The sequence below is a fragment of the Citrobacter sp. Cc139 genome (genome assembly GCF_030334645.1).
In the GTDB taxonomy this organism is placed as follows: Bacteria; Pseudomonadota; Gammaproteobacteria; order Enterobacterales; family Enterobacteriaceae; genus Citrobacter; species Citrobacter werkmanii.
Genome location: NZ_JAOWDM010000092.1, coordinates 1 through 18484 on the forward strand (window position 1 = coordinate 1; position 18484 = coordinate 18484).

The 18484-nt window shown below is 50.1% G+C and carries 18 protein-coding genes and 2 pseudogenes; 13 read left to right on the forward strand and 7 right to left on the reverse strand.

Going from position 1 to position 18484, the window contains the following annotated elements; genetic code table 11:
• Window positions 1–702: 702 nt before the first annotated feature.
• The 4 genes from OGV69_RS19155 to OGV69_RS19170 all read left to right on the forward strand — a co-directional run bounded on the left by OGV69_RS19155 (window position 703) and on the right by OGV69_RS19170 (window position 2907).
• Window positions 703–885, forward strand: coding sequence for a con-10 family general stress protein (locus OGV69_RS19155; RefSeq protein WP_038639884.1), 183 nt, complete (start codon window positions 703–705; stop codon window positions 883–885).
• A 78-nt stretch (window positions 886–963) separates the two neighbouring features.
• On the forward strand, window positions 964–1464 hold the full coding sequence (locus OGV69_RS19160) for a YciE/YciF ferroxidase family protein (RefSeq protein WP_069323353.1): 501 nt from the start codon (window positions 964–966) through the stop codon (window positions 1462–1464).
• A 36-nt stretch (window positions 1465–1500) separates the two neighbouring features.
• Window positions 1501–2007 (forward strand): ferritin-like domain-containing protein, encoded by a 507-nt coding sequence (locus OGV69_RS19165; RefSeq protein ID WP_038639879.1) that lies wholly within the window; start codon window positions 1501–1503, stop codon window positions 2005–2007.
• A gap of 18 nt (window positions 2008–2025) precedes the next feature.
• A complete protein-coding gene (locus tag OGV69_RS19170; protein WP_069323352.1) occupies window positions 2026–2907 on the forward strand; it encodes a manganese catalase family protein in 882 nt (293 codons plus the stop codon).
• A 272-nt stretch (window positions 2908–3179) separates the two neighbouring features.
• Here the strand turns inward: OGV69_RS19170 and OGV69_RS19175 are convergent.
• Window positions 3180–3638 (reverse strand): annotated as a pseudogene (locus OGV69_RS19175) (phage tail tip domain-containing protein); the annotation flags it as partial.
• On the opposite strand from OGV69_RS19175, the pseudogene xisR reads away from it, so the two are divergent.
• From xisR to roxA, 5 genes and pseudogenes are all read left to right on the forward strand, one after another.
• A pseudogene (gene xisR / locus OGV69_RS19180) lies at window positions 3625–3795 on the forward strand (excisionase family protein); the annotation flags it as partial. The pseudogenes OGV69_RS19175 and xisR overlap by 14 nt on opposite strands.
• Window positions 3792–4400: an Arm DNA-binding domain-containing protein gene (locus OGV69_RS19185; RefSeq protein ID WP_230592233.1), complete on the forward strand. Its 609-nt coding sequence runs from the start codon at window positions 3792–3794 to the stop codon at window positions 4398–4400. The pseudogene xisR and the gene OGV69_RS19185, both read left to right, overlap by 4 nt.
• Window positions 4401–4546: 146 nt before the next feature.
• Window positions 4547–5221, forward strand: coding sequence for a two-component system response regulator PhoP (gene phoP, locus OGV69_RS19190; protein WP_038643115.1), 675 nt, complete (start codon window positions 4547–4549; stop codon window positions 5219–5221).
• Window positions 5218–6681 (forward strand): two-component system sensor histidine kinase PhoQ, encoded by a 1464-nt coding sequence (gene phoQ, locus OGV69_RS19195; RefSeq protein ID WP_069323350.1) that lies wholly within the window; start codon window positions 5218–5220, stop codon window positions 6679–6681. The genes phoP and phoQ overlap by 4 nt, the downstream gene beginning before the upstream one ends.
• A gap of 91 nt (window positions 6682–6772) precedes the next feature.
• Entirely contained in the window at window positions 6773–7894 is a 1122-nt protein-coding gene (gene roxA, locus OGV69_RS19200; RefSeq protein ID WP_038639870.1) for a [50S ribosomal protein L16]-arginine 3-hydroxylase, read from the forward strand.
• A 96-nt stretch (window positions 7895–7990) separates the two neighbouring features.
• On the opposite strand, the gene pepT is transcribed toward roxA, so the two are convergent.
• Window positions 7991–9217, reverse strand: a complete 1227-nt coding sequence (gene pepT / locus OGV69_RS19205) for a peptidase T (RefSeq protein WP_069323349.1) — start codon at window positions 9215–9217, stop codon at window positions 7991–7993.
• 250 nt (window positions 9218–9467) lie between these two features.
• On the opposite strand from pepT, the gene potA reads away from it, so the two are divergent.
• The 4 genes from potA to potD are packed head-to-tail and all read left to right on the forward strand — an operon-like array spanning window position 9468 to window position 13295.
• Window positions 9468–10604 (forward strand): spermidine/putrescine ABC transporter ATP-binding protein PotA, encoded by a 1137-nt coding sequence (gene potA, locus OGV69_RS19210; RefSeq protein ID WP_038639864.1) that lies wholly within the window; start codon window positions 9468–9470, stop codon window positions 10602–10604.
• Window positions 10588–11445, forward strand: a complete 858-nt coding sequence (gene potB, locus OGV69_RS19215; RefSeq protein ID WP_038639863.1) for a spermidine/putrescine ABC transporter permease PotB — start codon at window positions 10588–10590, stop codon at window positions 11443–11445. Before potA ends, potB begins: the two co-directional genes overlap by 17 nt.
• Entirely contained in the window at window positions 11442–12221 is a 780-nt protein-coding gene (potC, locus tag OGV69_RS19220) for a spermidine/putrescine ABC transporter permease PotC (RefSeq protein WP_006684943.1), read from the forward strand. The genes potB and potC overlap by 4 nt, the downstream gene beginning before the upstream one ends.
• Before the next feature lie 27 nt (window positions 12222–12248).
• Window positions 12249–13295, forward strand: a complete 1047-nt coding sequence (potD, locus tag OGV69_RS19225; protein WP_069323364.1) for a spermidine/putrescine ABC transporter substrate-binding protein PotD — start codon at window positions 12249–12251, stop codon at window positions 13293–13295.
• A gap of 102 nt (window positions 13296–13397) precedes the next feature.
• Here potD and cobB read toward each other — a convergent pair whose 3' ends face one another.
• Genes cobB through lolC form a run of 5 tightly spaced genes read right to left on the reverse strand, consistent with a single transcriptional unit; the run spans window position 13398 to window position 18302 of the window.
• Window positions 13398–14219, reverse strand: a complete 822-nt coding sequence (gene cobB, locus OGV69_RS19230) for a Sir2 family NAD+-dependent deacetylase (protein ID WP_069323348.1) — start codon at window positions 14217–14219, stop codon at window positions 13398–13400.
• Window positions 14220–14234: 15 nt separating this feature from the next.
• Entirely contained in the window at window positions 14235–15146 is a 912-nt protein-coding gene (gene nagK / locus OGV69_RS19235; RefSeq protein WP_227408976.1) for an N-acetylglucosamine kinase, read from the reverse strand.
• An 18-nt stretch (window positions 15147–15164) separates the two neighbouring features.
• Entirely contained in the window at window positions 15165–16409 is a 1245-nt protein-coding gene (gene lolE / locus OGV69_RS19240; RefSeq protein ID WP_069323346.1) for a lipoprotein-releasing ABC transporter permease subunit LolE, read from the reverse strand.
• The gene (gene lolD / locus OGV69_RS19245; RefSeq protein ID WP_069323345.1) at window positions 16409–17110 is read right to left on the reverse strand and encodes a lipoprotein-releasing ABC transporter ATP-binding protein LolD; all 702 of its coding nucleotides are present in this window, start codon (window positions 17108–17110) and stop codon (window positions 16409–16411) included. The genes lolE and lolD overlap by 1 nt, the downstream gene beginning before the upstream one ends.
• Entirely contained in the window at window positions 17103–18302 is a 1200-nt protein-coding gene (gene lolC, locus OGV69_RS19250; RefSeq protein WP_038639847.1) for a lipoprotein-releasing ABC transporter permease subunit LolC, read from the reverse strand. Before lolC ends, lolD begins: the two co-directional genes overlap by 8 nt.
• Window positions 18303–18484 lie beyond the last annotated feature (182 nt).

Sequence of the window (18484 nt, forward strand, 5' to 3'; positions counted from 1 at the left end):
TACTGTTCAGGAAATGTTTGAAGAGGCTGATATGTGGCTGGTTTCAGATTAAACGCCTTGAACCGTCATATTGCTTAAGTTCAATCCGCCGTGACTGGCCAACATTCAATACTCGCACTATCGAATGTGAACCAGCCAACCGCAGTACGCCCTTACACACTACGTGCTGCGGTTCTACCTTCCACTCTCAAATCTTATGGTTAAGTACAATAATGATGCTTTGGACTGTATGAGTGATTTCGTAAATAGCTCTTAAGACGAAGTTTTCAGACCAACTCCTCTCAGTATTTAGCCAAGGCGAATTCTCTATGAGGAAGAATCTTGAAAAAAGTGAATTACCACTACCTTATTATGGGATTTTTTTACATAATATTCGTTATTGAATTCCTCAATAAAACAGCATAATACATGACTTATCAGAATAATCTTATTTATAAAACACCACAACTCCTCTCATCAAATAATATAGAAATGTAAATTTAGGTTTATTAATCTTTTGAATTACAACCATGATTTTTCTGTTAACCACTTAAAATCAATAGATTATAAGCACTGACGCATAACTTTTACAATTATTATTTTCCACATTAAAAAATACGTAAATCAGTCTCATATTTGACACTTTCTTATTTACTACTAGAGTTAACGGGGTGCTGATAAGGCACATGTTATTTACAAATTGAAAATCAGAGGAGAAATGATATGACCCAACATCGTGGCGGTGCAGGTAATTTCGCCGAAGATCGACAAAAAGCTTCTGAAGCAGGTCGTAAAGGCGGCCAGAATAGTGGTGGTAATTTTAAAAACGATCCCCAAAGGGCATCAGAAGCAGGGAAAAAAGGTGGTCAGAATAGCCATGGCGGCGGTCGTAAATCTGACTCTTAATTTCTCGCCCCATAAATTCGTGAATAACTGAAGCTAACTGCGAGCCTACGGGCTCGCAGTGAAAATTCTGGAGTGATTATGCAAATTAAATCTGTTGAAGATATCTTCATCCACTTGTTATCAGATACATATAGTGCAGAGAAACAACTAACCAAGGCACTATCTAAACTTAGTCGCTCTGCATATAGTGATAAATTAATCGCTGCTTTTCAGTCACATCTTGATGAGACACATGGTCAAATTGAACGCATCGACCAGGTTGTTGATTCTGAAGATGGAATTAAATTGAAAAGAATTAAGTGCGTCGCAATGGAAGGCCTTATCGAAGAGGCGAATGAGGTAATTGAAAGCACTGATAAAAATGAAATACGTGATGCAGCGTTGATTGCCGCAGCACAAAAAGTAGAACACTATGAAATTGCCAGCTATGGCACCCTGGTAACACTCGCTGAGCAATTAGGATATAAAAAAGCAGCGAAACTCCTAAAAGAAACTCTAGAAGAGGAAAAAGCTACTGACGTCAAATTAACAGATCTGGCATTTAATAATGTTAATAAAAAAGCTCAGGATAATTCCTGAACTATAGACCTCAATTTCTTTTAGGAGAAACAGATTATGAATAGAATTGAACATTATCATGACTGGCTTCGTGACGCACACGCAATGGAAAAACAAGCTGAAACAATGCTTGAGTCTATGGCCAGCCGGATAGAAAACTATCCTGAGTTACGTTCCAGAATTGAGCAACATATTAACGAAACCAAGAACCAGCTTTCACAGCTTGAAAGCATACTTGATCGTAATAATATTTCGCGCTCTGTCATTAAAGACTCTATGAGTAAAATGGCCGCATTTGGGCAATCCATTGGTGGAATTTTTCCATCAGACGAAATTGTCAAAGGGTCGATCAGTGGTTATGTTTTCGAACAATTTGAAATTGCGTGCTACACATCTCTTCTCGCAGCAGCCAAAAATGCCGGTGACACAGCTTCAGTACCGATTATTGAAGCAATTCTTAGTGAAGAAAAACAAATGGCTGAATGGCTTCTTAACCATATTCCTGACACCACTGAACAGTTTATGGTCAGATCTGAAATTGATGGAGTTGAAGCAAAAAAATAATTCTTGAGAGGAGGCATTATGTTTAGACACGTGAAAAAACTTCAATATACAGTACGTGTAAGTGAGCCAAATCCAGGCTTAGCTAATCTACTCTTAGAACAATTCGGCGGGCCACAGGGTGAGCTTGCAGCTGCATGCCGATACTTCACTCAAGGTTTAAGTGATGAAGATGCTGGCCGAAGGGATATGCTGATGGACATAGCAACAGAAGAACTAAGCCATCTCGAAATTATTGGTTCTCTTGTTGGCATGCTCAACAAAGGTGCAAAAGGAGCACTCGCTGAAGGGGCTGAGAGTGAAGCTGAACTTTATCGATCGTTAACTCAAAATGGCAATGACAGCCATATAACTTCTCTCCTCTACGGAGGAGGCCCAGCATTAACTAATTCAGCTGGAGTCCCCTGGACCGCAGCTTATGTTGATACTATTGGTGAAGTCACAGCCGATCTTCGTTCAAATATAGCAGCTGAAGCTCGAGCAAAGATCATTTACGAGCGTCTCATTAATGTTACTGATGATCCTGGCGTAAAAGATGCTCTGGCATTTTTAATGACCAGAGAAGCAGCACATATGCTTTCTTTTGAAAAGGCATTACATTCAATTCGTAACGCCTTTCCACCAGGAAAATTACCACCAATTGAGAAATACAAAAACGTATATTACAACATGTCAGAAGGTGAAGACGTGAGAGGTAGTTGGAATAGTGATGAAAACTTTGATTATGTTTCCGATCCATTTCCGGCTGTTGACGGTGGTGATGGTAATGCCTCGATAAACCTTACAGCCAAGCAAGACGCAATGATAAAAGCAATGGCTACAAGGCTTAAATCTGATCAGGATATAAATCCTGTCACTGGCGTGGAACTGGCTGAAGGTGAACCTCAATCTAAGAAACAGTGAAAAAGTTAATTGACATAGTTTTTACATTAAGTTAAAGAATATTAATTACTTAGTATTGAGATGAATGGAGCCCGCGAAATTATTTGCGGGCTTTATAAAAACTAATAGGGAACTTCTTATACAAAGTCGACTAAGTTGCGCCGCCACGATTTGTCCTCCGCGCCAGATGTTAACTGGCCTGAATATTCGGGGTCGTAGGCCATTTAGGTTTTGAGATGTCTACCCGATTAAGCAAGACACCGTGTGTGTGCTCCTGTGCTATTAGTCGTTTTTGTGCCGTAGTATATCTCTCTGCCGTTGTTCTTCACTACAAGCCCACAATCTGTCCATATCTCGTTGCTTGTCTCTGATTTTCCTTTTCCTCCTGCAAAGGTGATGGACGAAATGATTATTTGCCTGTCGAAACGCTGATCATCCTGTTTCTGAACCGTAAGGGTTCCATTCGGGTGAGTAGCACTTCCGGGGAAAGCCCGCCCCACAGCTTTAACAATATCGCCGACAATATTCTCTGCCCGCAGCATGCCGTTGATGGTGCAGTTTTCCGCTATCGTCACATTATTGAGGGTGCCGGAATTCGCGCTGATATGTCCGCTTATATCCGCATTACGGGCAGTCAGCCTGCCGTCAGGTGTCAGCATAAAGGTCGGCGCGTTCCCGCCGCTGGTGATGCTCGGGGCCGTCAGATATTTGAGGGACACCTCGTTCATAAAAATCTGATTAACAGAAAAGACCGGCTTGTCGGAAAGACAAATTAAAAGTTATCGGTTGAATTTGTGGATCGAAGGCGTGCATTTCAAACATCTGACAGCTCTCGGGGAAACTGACAATTCGAAAGTACTGCTTTGGTACAACTATCCAAAGATTAACCAATTAGTACAGGATGCATGATGGACTTTCCAACCAGCGTTGAGCTGCATAATGGAAAAATACGGATCACATTTACCTATCGCGGCAAACCTTGCCGCGAAGTCCTTCGCGGCTGGACGGTTAACAGCAGCAACATCAAAAAAGCTGGAAATCTTCGCGCGCTCATAACAAGTGAAATACAGCTCGGTAAGTTCGACTATGCGGAACGTTTCCCGGAATCCAAAGCGCTTAAGAAGTTCATCACAACCAAAAAAATCACCACGTTTAAAGAACTAAGTGATTTTTTTACAGACACCAAAGCCTTAGAGGTATCTGGTGCAACACTGCTATCGCTTACTTCGGTCGTAAATACGTTACTACGTGTAATCAGAGAAAATACCCGTCTGGTAGATACTGAGCATGCCGATATTTTGCATTACCGAAAAGAGTTATTGGCCGGGACAATTATTAACCCGGCAATGCCGAATCTTGCCGGGCAAGGCCGAGTGTCCTCAACAGTCAATAAACAGATGGCAGTTTTATCAGAAATGCTTAAGCCCGCAAACCGAAGCCAGTTTATATTTCATGCTCCTCATGAAGAAGTGTCGCGACTCCAGCTATCTAAAAACTATCCCGACCCACTTTGACTTCATGGGTACCAGGCACTAATAGCCCCCAGGACGCCCCCACGGGCAGGGGAGCATGAGAAAAGTTATTTAATTTCATAGCGCTGCTTTCAATCCACATAATCAGCGTTAAACTATTCATACCGTTCAGATAGGGAGTAACGATGATGCGCGTACTGGTTGTCGAGGATAATGCTTTATTACGCCACCACCTCAAGGTTCAGTTACAGGATTTAGGGCATCAGGTGGATGATGCAGAAGATGCTAAGGAAGCAGACTATTACCTTAATGAACATCTGCCGGATATCGCGATCGTTGATTTAGGGCTCCCTGATGAAGATGGCTTGTCGTTGATCCGCCGTTGGCGCAGCAACGATGTTTCGCTCCCGATTCTAGTATTAACCGCCCGTGAAGGCTGGCAGGACAAGGTGGAAGTGCTCAGCGCCGGCGCCGACGATTACGTCACAAAACCATTTCACATTGAAGAAGTGGCTGCGCGCATGCAGGCGTTGATGCGTCGCAACAGCGGTCTGGCATCGCAGATTATCTCCCTTCCACCTTTTCAGGTGGACCTCTCTCGCCGCGAGTTATCTGTCAATGATGAGGTTATCAAGCTCACGGCGTTCGAATACACCATAATGGAAACACTCATCCGCAATAACGGCAAAGTGGTCAGTAAAGATTCGCTCATGCTGCAGCTTTATCCGGATGCCGAGCTGCGTGAAAGTCATACTATTGATGTTCTGATGGGACGTCTGCGCAAAAAAATACAGGCGCAATATCCTGACGACGTCATCACCACCGTGCGTGGCCAGGGATATCTTTTTGAATTGCGCCAATGAATAAACTATTGCGTCATTTTTTCCCGTTATCGCTACGGCTACGTTTTTTACTGGCAACCGCTGGCGTGGTATTGGTGCTCTCACTGGCCTACGGCATCGTTGCCCTGGTGGGTTATAGCGTCAGCTTTGATAAGACCACGTTTCGCTTGTTGCGCGGCGAAAGCAATCTGTTCTATACCCTGGCGAAATGGGATAACGGTAAAATTAATGTCGAGTTGCCCGAAAATCTCGACATGCAAAGTCCCACAATGTCGCTGATTTATGATGAAAACGGCAAGTTGCTGTGGGCGCAGCGCAACGTCCCGTGGCTGACCCAGAGTATTCAACCTGACTGGCTTAAAACGAACGGTTTTCATGAAATTGAGGCCAATGTCGACGCCACCAGCACGTTGCTGGGTGCAGATCACTCCGCGCAGCAGCAGTTAAAAGAAGTCAGAGAAGACGACGACGACGCTGAAATGACCCACTCGGTAGCGGTAAATGTCTACCCAGCCACCGCCAGAATGCCCCAACTGACCATTGTGGTTGTCGATACCATTCCTATTGAGTTAAAGCGCTCGTATATGGTCTGGAGCTGGTTTATTTATGTGCTGGTCGCTAATCTGTTGTTGGTCATCCCACTGTTATGGGTGGCCGCCTGGTGGAGCCTGCGGCCTATTGAATCGCTGGCGCGTGAAGTTCGTGAGCTTGAAGAACATCATCGTGAGATGCTGAATCCCGCCACCACGCGTGAACTGACCAGTCTGGTCCGCAACCTCAACCGGCTGTTGAAAAGCGAACGTGAGCGCTACGACAAATACCGCACCACGTTAACCGATCTCACGCATAGCCTGAAGACACCGCTGGCCGTATTGCAAAGTACGATGCGCTCGATGCGTAACGAAAAAATGAACGTAAGCGACGCGGAGCCCATCATGCTCGAGCAAATCAGTCGTATTTCCCAGCAGATAGGCTATTACCTGCATCGCGCCAGCATGCGTGGCAGCAGCGCCCTGCTCAGCCGGGAACTGCATCCGGTCGCGCCGTTGCTGGATAAACTTACTTCGGCGCTGAATAAGGTGTATCAGCGTAAAGGCGTTAACATTAATCTCGACATCTCACCTGAAATCAGCTTTGTAGGCGAGCAGAACGATTTTGTCGAAGTGATGGGTAACGTGCTGGATAACGCCTGTAAATATTGTCTGGAGTTCGTCGAGATTTCAGCGCGACTATCAGAGGATCAACTGCATATTCTGGTTGAAGATGATGGCCCCGGCATTCCGCATAGCAAACGGGAAGTGGTGTTTGACCGCGGACAACGTGTCGATACGCTACGACCAGGACAAGGTGTCGGGTTGGCGGTAGCGCGTGAAATCACCGAACAGTATGACGGGCAGATTATTGCAGGTGACAGCCTGTTGGGCGGCGCGCGCATGGAAGTTATTTTTGGTCGCCAGCAGCCGGGGCAGAAAGACGAGTAATCGTCGCATGTAATAAATATGTACTGACTTCACGCTTGAGGTTAAGTATCCGTTATAATCGGTTGCAGATACCAGCCTGCGGATGCTCATTATGGAATACCAACTCACACTTAACTGGCCCGATTTTCTGGAACGCCACTGGCAAAAACGCCCGGTGGTCTTAAAACGCGGGTTTAACAACTTTATTGATCCACTCTCTCCTGACGAACTGGCTGGACTGGCGATGGAAAGCGAAGTCGACAGCCGACTCGTCAGCCACCAGGACGGTAAATGGCAGGTTAGCCACGGTCCGTTCGAAAGCTATGACCATCTTGGCGAAAACAACTGGTCGCTGCTGGTGCAGGCGGTCAATCACTGGCATGAGCCAACCGCGGCGCTGATGCGTCCGTTTCGCGAGCTGCCGGACTGGCGTATCGACGATCTGATGATCTCCTTCTCCGTACCCGGCGGCGGCGTTGGCCCGCATCTGGATCAGTACGATGTGTTTATTATTCAGGGTACCGGGCGTCGTCGCTGGCGTGTGGGCGAAAAACTACAGTTGAAGCAGCACTGCCCTCACCCGGATCTGCTGCAGGTCGACCCGTTTGAAGCCATCATTGATGAAGAGCTGGAACCCGGCGATATTCTGTATATTCCGCCAGGGTTCCCACACGAAGGCTACGCGCTGGAAAACGCCATGAACTATTCGGTGGGTTTCCGTGCGCCAAACACTCGCGAACTGATTAGCGGATTTGCCGATTACGTTTTGCAGCGTGAACTGGGCAGCACGTATTACAGCGATCCGGATCTGCCGCCACGCGATCATCCGGCTGACGTTCTGCCGCAGGAGATGGACAAGCTGCGCGAAATGATGCTGGGGCTGATTAATCAACCTGAACATTTCCAACAATGGTTTGGTGAGTTTATTTCTCAGTCTCGTCATGAACTGGATATTGCCCCGCCAGAGCCACCGTATCAGCCTGACGAAATCTACGACGCCCTGAAGCAAGGGGATGTATTAGTGCGTCTGGGTGGATTGCGTGTATTGCGCATCGGCGACGATATCTACGCCAATGGTGAGAAAATTGACTCGCCGCATCGTCCTGCCCTTGAAGCCCTTGCCAGTCATATCGTACTGACGGCCGAGAATTTTGAGGATGCACTGGAAGATCCATCCTTCCTTGCCATGCTGGCCGCACTGGTTAACAGCGGGTATTGGTTCTTCGAAGGGTAAATCATTGTGACTGCGCCGGATGGCGCTTCGCTTATCCGGCCTACGGGATGAGATATTTGTAGGCCGGATAAGCGAAGCGCCATCCGGCATCTACATTTATTTTTGTTTCGCCGCCAGCTCCGCAATACGTACAATGACCTGCACCGCTTTTTCCATCCCTTCCAGAGTCACAAATTCATGTTTGCCATGATAGTTGTAGCCGCCGGTGAACAGATTCGGACACGGTAACCCCATAAACGACAGCTGCGCGCCGTCGGTTCCGCCACGAATAGGCTTCAGCACAGGTTCAATATCGCAATCGCGCATCGCCTTCTGGGCAATATCCAGCACGTGCGGATGCTCAATCACTTTTTCGCGCATATTGTAATAGCTGTCTTCGATCACCAGTTCGATATAGCAGTCCGGGTGTAACCCTTTGCCAACCTTCTTGGCGATATCCATGATCTTGCGTTTACGCGCTTCAAACTGCTTACGGTCAAAATCACGGATGATGTAGTGCATATCCGCCCGATCAACCGTCCCTTTCATGCTCGCCAGGTGATAAAAGCCTTCATAGCCTTCCGTCGTTTCCGGGCTTTCATCGGCCGGAACCTCCGCGTGAATACGCGCAGCCAGCGACAGCGCATTCACCATCACCCCTTTTGCGGTGCCGGGATGCACATTGTTGCCCACGATCTTGATATTAACCGACGCGGCGTTGAAGTTTTCAAACTCCAGCTCCCCCACGCCACCGCCGTCAACGGTATAGGCCCACTGCGCATCGAATGCCGCAACGTCGAAATGCTTCGCCCCTTTGCCAACCTCTTCGTCCGGCGTAAAAGCCACGCGGATATCACCATGCGGGATCTCTTTTTGGATCAGCACAGCCAGCGCGGTCATGATTTCTGCGATACCCGCTTTATCATCGGCGCCCAGCAATGTTTTGCCGTCTGTAGTGATTAGCGTCTGGCCCAAAAGCTGATGCAGTACCGGGAACATCACCGGCGACAGAACTTCATCGCCAATACCTAACGCGATATCGCCCCCGCGGTAGTTTTCAACAATTTGTGGATTAACGTTTTTACCACTGCAATCCGGTGAGGTATCCACATGGGAAATAAAACCGATAGCGGGAATATTGCCAGCAACGTTAGCAGGCAACGTTGCCATCAGCGTCCCCTTTTCGCTGAGTGAAATATTGACCAGCCCCATCTCTTCGAGCTGTTGTTTGAGCAGTTGTAATAACTTCCACTGTCCTTCGGTGCTGGGTACTTGCCGCACGCCCGATTTTGATTGGGTGTCCAGCGACACGTAGTGTAAAAAACGCTCAAGTAGTTTATCCATGCAGTCACCCTCACTTTTTGTGACAACATTATCAATAAGCAACAAAAGACAAATATTGCGTCAGGTCACTTTTATCCCCGCAAGTAAGAATATTTCGCCATGACATCCACTCTGACTATAGGGCTAAGTCAGTAATTCGCAACAAGGATTGGCGATTACCATGGTTTGCCGTAGAATAACGGCCCTCATTAAGAGTCATCAAGGTGGTTAACCACAAACCCCGCATCGGTCAGCCATCCGGTGCGTTTACATGGGACAGAGTAAAAAATTGAATAAACAACCGCGTTCGCTTTCTCCACTGGTGCAATTAGCGGGAATTCGCAAAAGTTTCGATGGCAAAGAGGTGATTTCCAGCCTGGATTTGACCATCAAAAACGGCGAGTTTCTCACGCTGCTCGGCCCCTCTGGCTGCGGTAAAACAACCGTTCTTCGCCTGATTGCCGGTCTGGAAACGGTTGATTCCGGTCATATCATATTGGACAACCAGGACATCACTCACGTTCCGGCGGAAAATCGCTACGTGAACACCGTCTTCCAAAGCTATGCGTTATTTCCCCACATGACCGTGTTTGAAAATGTGGCCTTCGGTTTACGCATGCAGAAAACACCCGCTGCTGATATCCCTCCTCGTGTTACCGAAGCCCTGCGCATGGTACAACTGGAAGAATTCGCCCAACGAAAGCCGCATCAACTTTCTGGTGGACAGCAACAGCGCGTGGCGATTGCCCGTGCAGTGGTCAACAAACCTCGTTTGCTCCTGTTAGATGAATCCCTCTCTGCGCTGGACTACAAACTGCGCAAACAGATGCAGAACGAACTGAAAGCGCTGCAACGTAAGCTTGGTATCACTTTTGTTTTTGTCACGCACGACCAGGAAGAAGCGCTGACCATGTCAGACCGTATTGTGGTAATGCGCGATGGCAAGATTGAGCAAGATGGTACGCCGCGCGAAATCTACGAAGAGCCGAAAAATCTGTTTGTCGCCGGGTTTATCGGCGAAATCAATATGTTTAACGCGACGGTCATTGAGCGTCTGGACGATCAGCGCGTTCGTGCTAATGTGGAAGGTCGCGAGTGCAACATTTACGTCAACTTCGCGGTGGTGCCTGGGCAAAAACTGCACGTATTATTGCGCCCGGAAGATCTGCGCGTTGATGAGATCAACGACGATAATCATATTGAAGGTCTTATCGGCTACGTGCGTGAACGCAACTACAAAGGCATGACGCTGGAGTCGGTTGTGGAACTGGAAAATGGCAAGATGGTGATGGTCAGTGAATTCTTCAATGAAGACGATCCTGACTTCGACCACTCGCTCGACCAGAAAATGGCGATTAACTGGGTAGAAAGCTGGGAGGTCGTACTGGCTGATGAAGAACACAAGTAAATTCCAGAGTGTGGTGATCGTCACCATTGTCGGTTGGCTTGTGTTATTTGTCTTTCTGCCCAACCTGATGATCATCGGCACCAGCTTTTTGACCCGTGACGACGCTAATTTCGTCAAAATGGTCTTTACGCTGGAAAACTATACTCGCCTGCTGGATCCGCTCTATTTTGAGGTACTGGTTCACTCCCTCAATATGGCGTTGATTGCCACGCTCGCCTGTCTGGTACTCGGCTATCCGTTTGCCTGGTTTTTGGTAAAGCTGCCGGAAAAAGTGCGCCCGCTGCTGCTGTTCCTGCTGATTGTTCCGTTCTGGACCAACTCGCTTATTCGCATCTACGGACTCAAAATTTTCCTCAGTACCAAAGGCTATCTCAACGAGTTTCTGTTGTGGCTCGGCATTATTGATACCCCCATTCGCATCATGTTTACCCCCAGCGCGGTGATTATCGGCCTGGTGTACATCCTGCTACCGTTTATGGTGATGCCGCTCTACTCCAGCATTGAGAAGCTCGATAAACCGCTGCTGGAAGCCGCACGCGATTTAGGCGCCAGCAAACTTCAGACCTTTACCCGCATCATTATTCCGCTGACGATGCCGGGAATTATCGCCGGATGTCTGCTGGTTATGCTGCCGGCAATGGGGCTGTTTTACGTTTCCGATTTAATGGGCGGGGCGAAAAACCTGTTGATTGGTAACGTGATTAAAGTGCAGTTCCTGAACATTCGCGACTGGCCGTTTGGCGCAGCTACCAGCATAACGCTGACTATCGTGATGGGGCTGATGCTGCTGGTCTACTGGCGCGCCTCCCGCTTGCTGAACAAGAAGGTAGAACTCGAATGATCGGTCGACTGCTTCGTGGCGGTTTTATGACCGCTATCTACGCGTATCTGTACATTCCAATCATTATTTTGATTGTGAACTCCTTTAACAGCTCGCGCTTTGGCATCAACTGGCAAGGTTTTACTACCAAGTGGTACGGTCTGCTGGTGAACAACGACAGCCTGCTGCAGGCGGCGCAACACTCCCTGACGATGGCAGTGCTCTCCGCAACGTTTGCCACGCTGATCGGTTCACTCACCGCGGTCGCGCTTTATCGCTACCGTTTTCGCGGGAAACCCTTTGTCAGCGGCATGCTGTTTGTGGTGATGATGTCGCCCGATATCGTAATGGCGATTTCACTGCTGGTGTTGTTTATGCTGATTGGCATTCAGCTCGGCTTCTGGTCGCTGCTGTTTTCGCATATCACCTTCTGTCTGCCTTTTGTGGTGGTGACGGTCTATTCACGCCTGAAAGGCTTTGATGTGCGAATGCTGGAAGCGGCAAAAGATTTGGGCGCCAGTGAAGTGACTATCCTGCGCAAGATCATTCTGCCGCTGGCAATGCCTGCGGTGGCCGCAGGCTGGTTGCTAAGCTTTACCCTGTCGATGGATGACGTCGTTGTTTCATCCTTCGTCACCGGGCCGGGTTATGAAATTTTGCCCTTAAAAATCTACTCAATGGTAAAAGTCGGCGTATCACCCGAGGTGAACGCACTGGCGACCATTTTGTTGGTTCTGTCGCTGGTTATGGTGATCGCCAGCCAGCTTATTGCACGTGATAAAACCAAGGGCCGCTAAGGCCCTTAATTCAGGGGACGTTAAATGATGAAAAAATGGTCACGCCACCTGCTCGCGGCGGGTGCTCTGGCACTGGGCATGAGCGCCGCTCACGCGAATGACAACAACACGCTTTATTTCTATAACTGGACTGAGTACGTGCCGCCAGGACTGCTGGAGCAGTTCACCAAAGAGACCGGCATTAAGGTTATCTATTCGACCTACGAGTCGAATGAAACCATGTACGCCAAGCTCAAAACCTATAAAGACGGTGCATACGACCTGGTGGTTCCGTCTACCTATTACGTCGATAAAATGCGTAAAGAAGGCATGATCCAGAAGATCGACAAGTCGACGTTGACCAACTTCCACAACCTCGATCCGGAAATGCTCAACAAGCCGTTTGACCCCAACAATGACTACTCCATTCCGTATATCTGGGGTGCGACGGCCATTGGCGTCAACAGCGATGCCATCGACCCGAAAACCGTAACCAGTTGGGCCGACCTGTGGAAACCGGAGTACAAAGGTAGCCTGTTGTTAACCGATGACGCGCGTGAAGTCTTCCAGATGGCGCTGCGCAAGCTGGGGTATTCCGGCAATACCACCGATCCTAAAGAGATTGAAGCCGCGTATAACGAGTTAAAGAAGCTGATGCCTAACGTCGCGGCATTCAACTCTGACAACCCGGCCAACCCGTATATGGAAGGCGAAGTCAATCTGGGGATGGTGTGGAACGGCTCCGCATATGTCGCGCGCCAGGCGGGGACCCCGCTGGAAGTGGTGTGGCCGAAGGAGGGGGGTATTTTCTGGATGGACAGTCTGTCTATTCCGGTTAATGCGAAAAACAAAGAAGGTGCGCTGAAGCTGATTAACTTCCTGCTGCGCCCGGACGTGGCGAAAGAAGTCGCAGAAACTATCGGTTATCCAACGCCAAACCTGGCGGCACGTAAGCTGCTGAGCCCGGAAGTGGCGAACGATAAAACGCTCTACCCTGATGCTGAAACCATCAATAAAGGAGAATGGCAAAATGACGTCGGCTCCGCCAGCGCTATTTATGAAGAGTATTATCAGAAGCTGAAAGCAGGACGCTAATTCAGCGTTGTAAGGAATGCCCGATGGCGCTACGCTTATCGGGCCTACATCAATGCGAAGCGTAGGCCCGATAAGGCATTTGCCGCCATCCGGCAAAAAAAATCACAGCCCTTTCAATAACTTCTCAACAAACTCCGGCACCACCTGGCTTGCCGGACCGTAATGCTTCTCTTCGAACTCGCTTCCCACCTGGCTCGGCTCGAGATTTAACTCTACCGTATGCGCTCCATGCAGCCGCGCCTCATGCACAAAACCCGCGGCCGGGTAGACATGGCCTGATGTGCCAATGGCAATAAACACATCCGCCATTGCCAGCGCCATATAAATTTCATCCATTCCCAGCGGCATTTCGCCAAACCACACGACGTGCGGTCGCAGCGGAGCCGGGAACTGGCAGCAATGGCATTTGTCTTCCGCAGTCACATCGCCCGTCCACTCCAGAATCTGTCCGCTTTGCGAACAGCGAACCTTGAGCAGTTCGCCGTGCATATGGATGACATTCTGGCTGCCCGCGCGTTCATGCAGGTTATCAATATTCTGCGTCACCAGTAAAAAACGGTCACCCAGTTCGGCTTCAAGTTTTGCCAGCGCGATATGCGCCGCGTTGGGCTGGATTTCTGGTTGCTGCAATTGATGACGACGGGCGTTATAAAACGACTGAACCAGTTCCGGGTTGCGACTAAACCCTTCCGGGGTCGCAACGTCTTCGACCCGATGTTCTTCCCAAAGACCATCCGTCGCGCGGAAGGTTCGAATACCTGACTCGGCAGAAATCCCCGCTCCCGTCAGTACCAGCACTCTTGGTTTTTCCATCAATTCAGGCACCACTCTGTCTCTGAAAAAGATTCGTTGACGCAGGCGATCGCGCAAATGGCGTTTATTTTTACGAAAGCGGCTTAACCGATGACTCCGACGCGACAGCATAACAACCTCTTTGTATTAATCGGTAAGATGTAAAAAAGCGGCCCCGCGCATTCCGCCCGCATCACCGTGCCGTGCCTGCTCAATACGCGGCACTCGGGCAACCGGCAGCAGATGGCGTGGCAATCTGTCCGCCAGTTGCGTCGTAATAGCGGAAAAATTCGACAAACCACCACCAATCACCACTAAATCAGGATCAACGATGGTCAGGATATTCCCCAAACAGACTGCCAGTAAATCCAGATAACGTTCAACATGGGCGCGCGCTTGCTCATCCCCCTGCTCCCACAGCGCGATAATTTCACGGGCATCCAGCGGTTGATGGTAGTAATGCTGATACAACCACGCAAATCCACCGCCGGAGAGATAGCTTTCAATACAGCCCAATTGACCGCATCCGCAGCGGCGCAGTGGGAAATCAAATCCCATCAGCGTCAGCGCATCGACAGGCAAACGAATATGACCAAACTCACCGGTGATATAGCTGCGTCCGGTGATAGATTTACCGTTAAGCACCAGTCCACCACCGACGCCGGTGCCGAGGATTAACCCCATAACCAGCGGATACTGAGTGAACTCGTCGTCCCAGGCCTCAGAGAGGGCAAAACAGTTGGCATCGTTGTCCAGGCGAACATCACGGTCAAGGCGGGCGCTGAGATCGGCACGGAGCGGTTTCCCACTGGCGGCAGGCACATTGGCCGCGTACAGCGTACCGTCTTCTGTTTCCGGCATGCCAGGAATGCCGATACCCACCGAACCTTTGACGCCGGATCGCTGGTCCGCTTCCATTACCAGATTGCAGACCGCATTAAGGAAAGCTTCATAGCTGTCGCGAGGCGTAGGGACGCGTGTTTCCCATTGCAAACGGCGTTGGTTATCAAATACTCCCAGCGCAATTTTGGTCCCGCCGATGTCAAATCCGTAATACATCACCGCTCCTTCTTATTGTTATTGGCCGCTAAGTACTCTCGCAGGATCAATATTGCTGGCGCGACGCGCCGGATACCAACTCGCCAAAAGACTCAGCACTAATGCTGTCACCAGCACGTAGATCACATCCAGCCAGTGTAATTCCGATGGCAGGAAGTCAATGAAATAGATATCGCCAGACAGGAACTGATGGCCGATAAGCGCCTCGATGCCATTGATGATCGGCGTCAACTGCAGCGAGACAACCACCCCGATGACGACGCCTATCAGACTACCGAACAGACCCGCCAGCAGGCCGTACCAGACAAAAATGGCACGGATCAAACCATCTTTAGCCCCCAGGGTTCTTAATACCGCAATATCACCGCTTTTGTCTTTTACCGCCATCACTAACGTGGAAACGATATTAAAACAGGCCACGCCAATCACCAGCACCATCGCCAGATACATGATGGCGCGGATCATCTGGATATCGCGGTACATATAGCCGTAGGTGCCAATCCAGCTCTTAATATAAACATAGTTATTGGTGACTTCACCCGCGTCACGTACCAGTTTATTGGCGTTAAAGACGTCGTTAACTTTTAGCGCGATCCCGGAAACGCTGGATCCCATATCCAGGTATTGCTGCGCGTCTTCCATGGGGATCATGGCAAAGCTGTGATCGAGCTGACCGCTCAGTTGCAAAATGCCCGTCACGTGCAAACGCACGCGTTTAGGCTGCTGTAACTTATGGTCCGCACTGGCGTTAGGGATCATAATCGACACCCAGTCGCCCTGCTTCACCTTCAGCGCATCGGCAATCCCCTTACCAATGATGATTTGCTGCTCACCGGCTTTGAAATTATCCCAGGCGTGGTTCTGCACGAACGATGGCAGCGCGCTTAAACGCTGCTCCTGTTTCGGGTCAACGCCCTTCACCTGCACCGCGCGTAGATTCGCCCCACTCTCCACCAGCCCGGTAAAGTTGATATAGGGCGCTGCGGCGACAATACCAGGCACTTTCTGTACTTTATCGAGCGCTTCCTGCCAGTTGTTCCACGGCTGATTGACGGCCTCAATTTCACCGTGCGGGACCACGGCCAGAATACGGTTGTTCAACTCACGCTCAAAGCCATTCATGGCACTTAACCCGACGATCAACACCGCCACACCCAACGCGATGCCAACGGTAGAAATCACCGAAATCAGCGAGACCATACCGCCGCGCCGCCGACCTCGGCTAAAACGCAGGCCAATCAATAATGATAAAGGCGAAGCCATTACTCTGCTCCCATCAGGCTCAGTTCAGCCGTCAGGCGACCATCGCGCATTTCAAGCTGGCGGCTCATGCGCTTCGCCAACTGCAGATCGTGCGTCACCACCAGAAATGCCGTGCCCTGAGAGCGGTTAAGCTCCCCCAGAAGCTCGAAGATGCTGTCCGCGTTGCGCGCATCAAGGTTACCCGTTGGTTCATCCGCCAGCACCAGACGAGGGTTATTGACCAGCGCACGGGCAATCGCCACGCGCTGACGCTCGCCGCCCGACAGTTCAGACGGGCGATGGCTGGCACGATGGTCCAGCCCTACCGCTTTCAGCATATCGCGCGCGCGCGCGGTGATTTCAGCCGGTTTTTTCTTGCCAATCAGCAGCGGCATCGCCACGTTTTCCAGCGCGGTAAAATCCGGCAGCAGATGGTGGAACTGGTAAATAAAGCCCAGCTTCTGATTGCGCAGCTCCGCCTTCGCCGCAGACGAGAGTTTGCTCATCGGCTGACCGTTAAAAATGACGTCGCCGGAAGTTGGTGTATCCAGCCCACCTAACAGATGGAGCAGCGTACTCTTACCGGAGCCGGAGCTGCCGACAATCGCCATCATCTCGCCTTCGCCAACGCAAAAACTGACATTGTGCAGGACATCGGTCTGCACTGTGCCTTCCTGATAGCGTTTGCACAGGTTGTCGCATTGCAACAGGATCTTATTCATAACGTAAAGCCTCAGCGGGTTGAGTGGCGGCAGCGCGCCAGGAAGGATAAAGCGTAGACAGCAGCGCGATGGCCATCGCCACCAGCGCAATGACGATAACCTGCAGCGGCTCGATGGCGACCGGCAGCGCAGCGCCATCCAGAAGCACGCCGATAATGGGCATCAGGTTGTTCAGTTGACTGGCGAGCAATGCGCCCAGCCCTGCGCCCAGCAGCGCGCCGATAATCCCGGCACTGGCCCCCTGAACCATAAACACCATCATTATCTGCCGCGGCGTTAGCCCCTGAGTTTGTAGAATCGCCACTTCCCCTTGCTTCTCCATTACCATCAGACCCAGCGAGGTAATAATATTAAAAGCCGCCACCGCCACGATCAGACTGAGCAGCAGCCCCATCATGTTTTTCTCCATGCGCACGGCCTGGAATAATTCCCCTTTACGCTCGCGCCAGTCCTGCCATTTGGTACCTTGCGGCAGCGTTTGCTGGCTCAACGTGTCAACCTTTAACGGCTCGTTCAACCACAAGCGCCAGCCGGTGATATTACCCACCGGGTAGCGCATCAGGCGTGACGCATCCTGAATGTTGGTCAGCATCTGGTAGCCGTCGACTTCGCTGTTAGCGGCAAAGGTGCCGATCACCGTAAACAGACGCTGGCTGGGCAGACGCCCCATCGGCGTAAACTGACTGGCGGACGGCACCATTACGCGAATTTGATCGCCACGGTTAACGCCCAACTGCCCGGCAAGCTGCTCACCGAGGATGACATTATACTTACCCGGTTGCAGATCTGTTTGCTTCACATTGACCAGATACGGCGTGAGCGGATCTTTTTGCGCCGGGTCGATACCCAGCATTACACCAACCGCCACGCTACGCGCACTTTGCAGCACCACATCACCCGTTGTTATGGGTGCAACGCGGTTGACGCCGTTCAACACCACCGCTTTTTCCGGCAATTGCTGCGGGTTTAGGGAACCCTGTTCAGACGAGAGAACAGCCTGGGGCATCAGGCCAAGGATATTGTTTTGCAGCTCGCGCTCGAAACCGTTCATCACTGACAACACTGTGACCAGCGCCATTACCCCGAGAGTAATGCCGATGGTGGAGAGCCAGGAAACGAAGCGACCGAAGCGATCTGCTGCACGCCCGCGCATATAACGCAGGCCGATGAATAGAGCGACAGGTTGGTACATGAAATCCGTCTGGTTGCTGTTAGCAAAGTCACGAGTATATAAGCGAAAGCGGAATGGGTAAATGACTGAACCGTAAGTGTTCGTCAGCACTATTCCTAAAAGGATAGATAAATCAATCCGCTGTAGTTACCCCTCCCCCTTCAGTCCGGGTCCCTGATCTTTATCCTAAAAAAAACAAAATG

Excerpts from the sequence above, each read along its gene's own strand:
- OGV69_RS19155 (WP_038639884.1), top strand. The coding sequence starts at position 703 with ATGACCCAACATCGTGGCGGTGCAGGTAATTTCGCCGAAGATCGACAA.
- OGV69_RS19160 (WP_069323353.1), top strand. The coding sequence starts at position 964 with ATGCAAATTAAATCTGTTGAAGATATCTTCATCCACTTGTTATCAGAT.
- OGV69_RS19165 (WP_038639879.1), top strand. The coding sequence starts at position 1,501 with ATGAATAGAATTGAACATTATCATGACTGGCTTCGTGACGCACACGCA.
- OGV69_RS19170 (WP_069323352.1), top strand. The coding sequence starts at position 2,026 with ATGTTTAGACACGTGAAAAAACTTCAATATACAGTACGTGTAAGTGAG.
- OGV69_RS19185 (WP_230592233.1), top strand. The coding sequence starts at position 3,792 with ATGATGGACTTTCCAACCAGCGTTGAGCTGCATAATGGAAAAATACGG.
- phoP (WP_038643115.1), top strand. The coding sequence starts at position 4,547 with ATGCGCGTACTGGTTGTCGAGGATAATGCTTTATTACGCCACCACCTC.
- phoQ (WP_069323350.1), top strand. The coding sequence starts at position 5,218 with ATGAATAAACTATTGCGTCATTTTTTCCCGTTATCGCTACGGCTACGT.
- roxA (WP_038639870.1), top strand. The coding sequence starts at position 6,773 with ATGGAATACCAACTCACACTTAACTGGCCCGATTTTCTGGAACGCCAC.
- pepT (WP_069323349.1), bottom strand. The coding sequence starts at position 9,217 with ATGGATAAACTACTTGAGCGTTTTTTACACTACGTGTCGCTGGACACC.
- potA (WP_038639864.1), top strand. The coding sequence starts at position 9,468 with ATGGGACAGAGTAAAAAATTGAATAAACAACCGCGTTCGCTTTCTCCA.
- potB (WP_038639863.1), top strand. The coding sequence starts at position 10,588 with ATGAAGAACACAAGTAAATTCCAGAGTGTGGTGATCGTCACCATTGTC.
- potC (WP_006684943.1), top strand. The coding sequence starts at position 11,442 with ATGATCGGTCGACTGCTTCGTGGCGGTTTTATGACCGCTATCTACGCG.
- potD (WP_069323364.1), top strand. The coding sequence starts at position 12,249 with ATGAAAAAATGGTCACGCCACCTGCTCGCGGCGGGTGCTCTGGCACTG.
- cobB (WP_069323348.1), bottom strand. The coding sequence starts at position 14,219 with ATGCTGTCGCGTCGGAGTCATCGGTTAAGCCGCTTTCGTAAAAATAAA.
- nagK (WP_227408976.1), bottom strand. The coding sequence starts at position 15,146 with ATGTATTACGGATTTGACATCGGCGGGACCAAAATTGCGCTGGGAGTA.
- lolE (WP_069323346.1), bottom strand. The coding sequence starts at position 16,409 with ATGGCTTCGCCTTTATCATTATTGATTGGCCTGCGTTTTAGCCGAGGT.
- lolD (WP_069323345.1), bottom strand. The coding sequence starts at position 17,110 with ATGAATAAGATCCTGTTGCAATGCGACAACCTGTGCAAACGCTATCAG.
- lolC (WP_038639847.1), bottom strand. The coding sequence starts at position 18,302 with ATGTACCAACCTGTCGCTCTATTCATCGGCCTGCGTTATATGCGCGGG.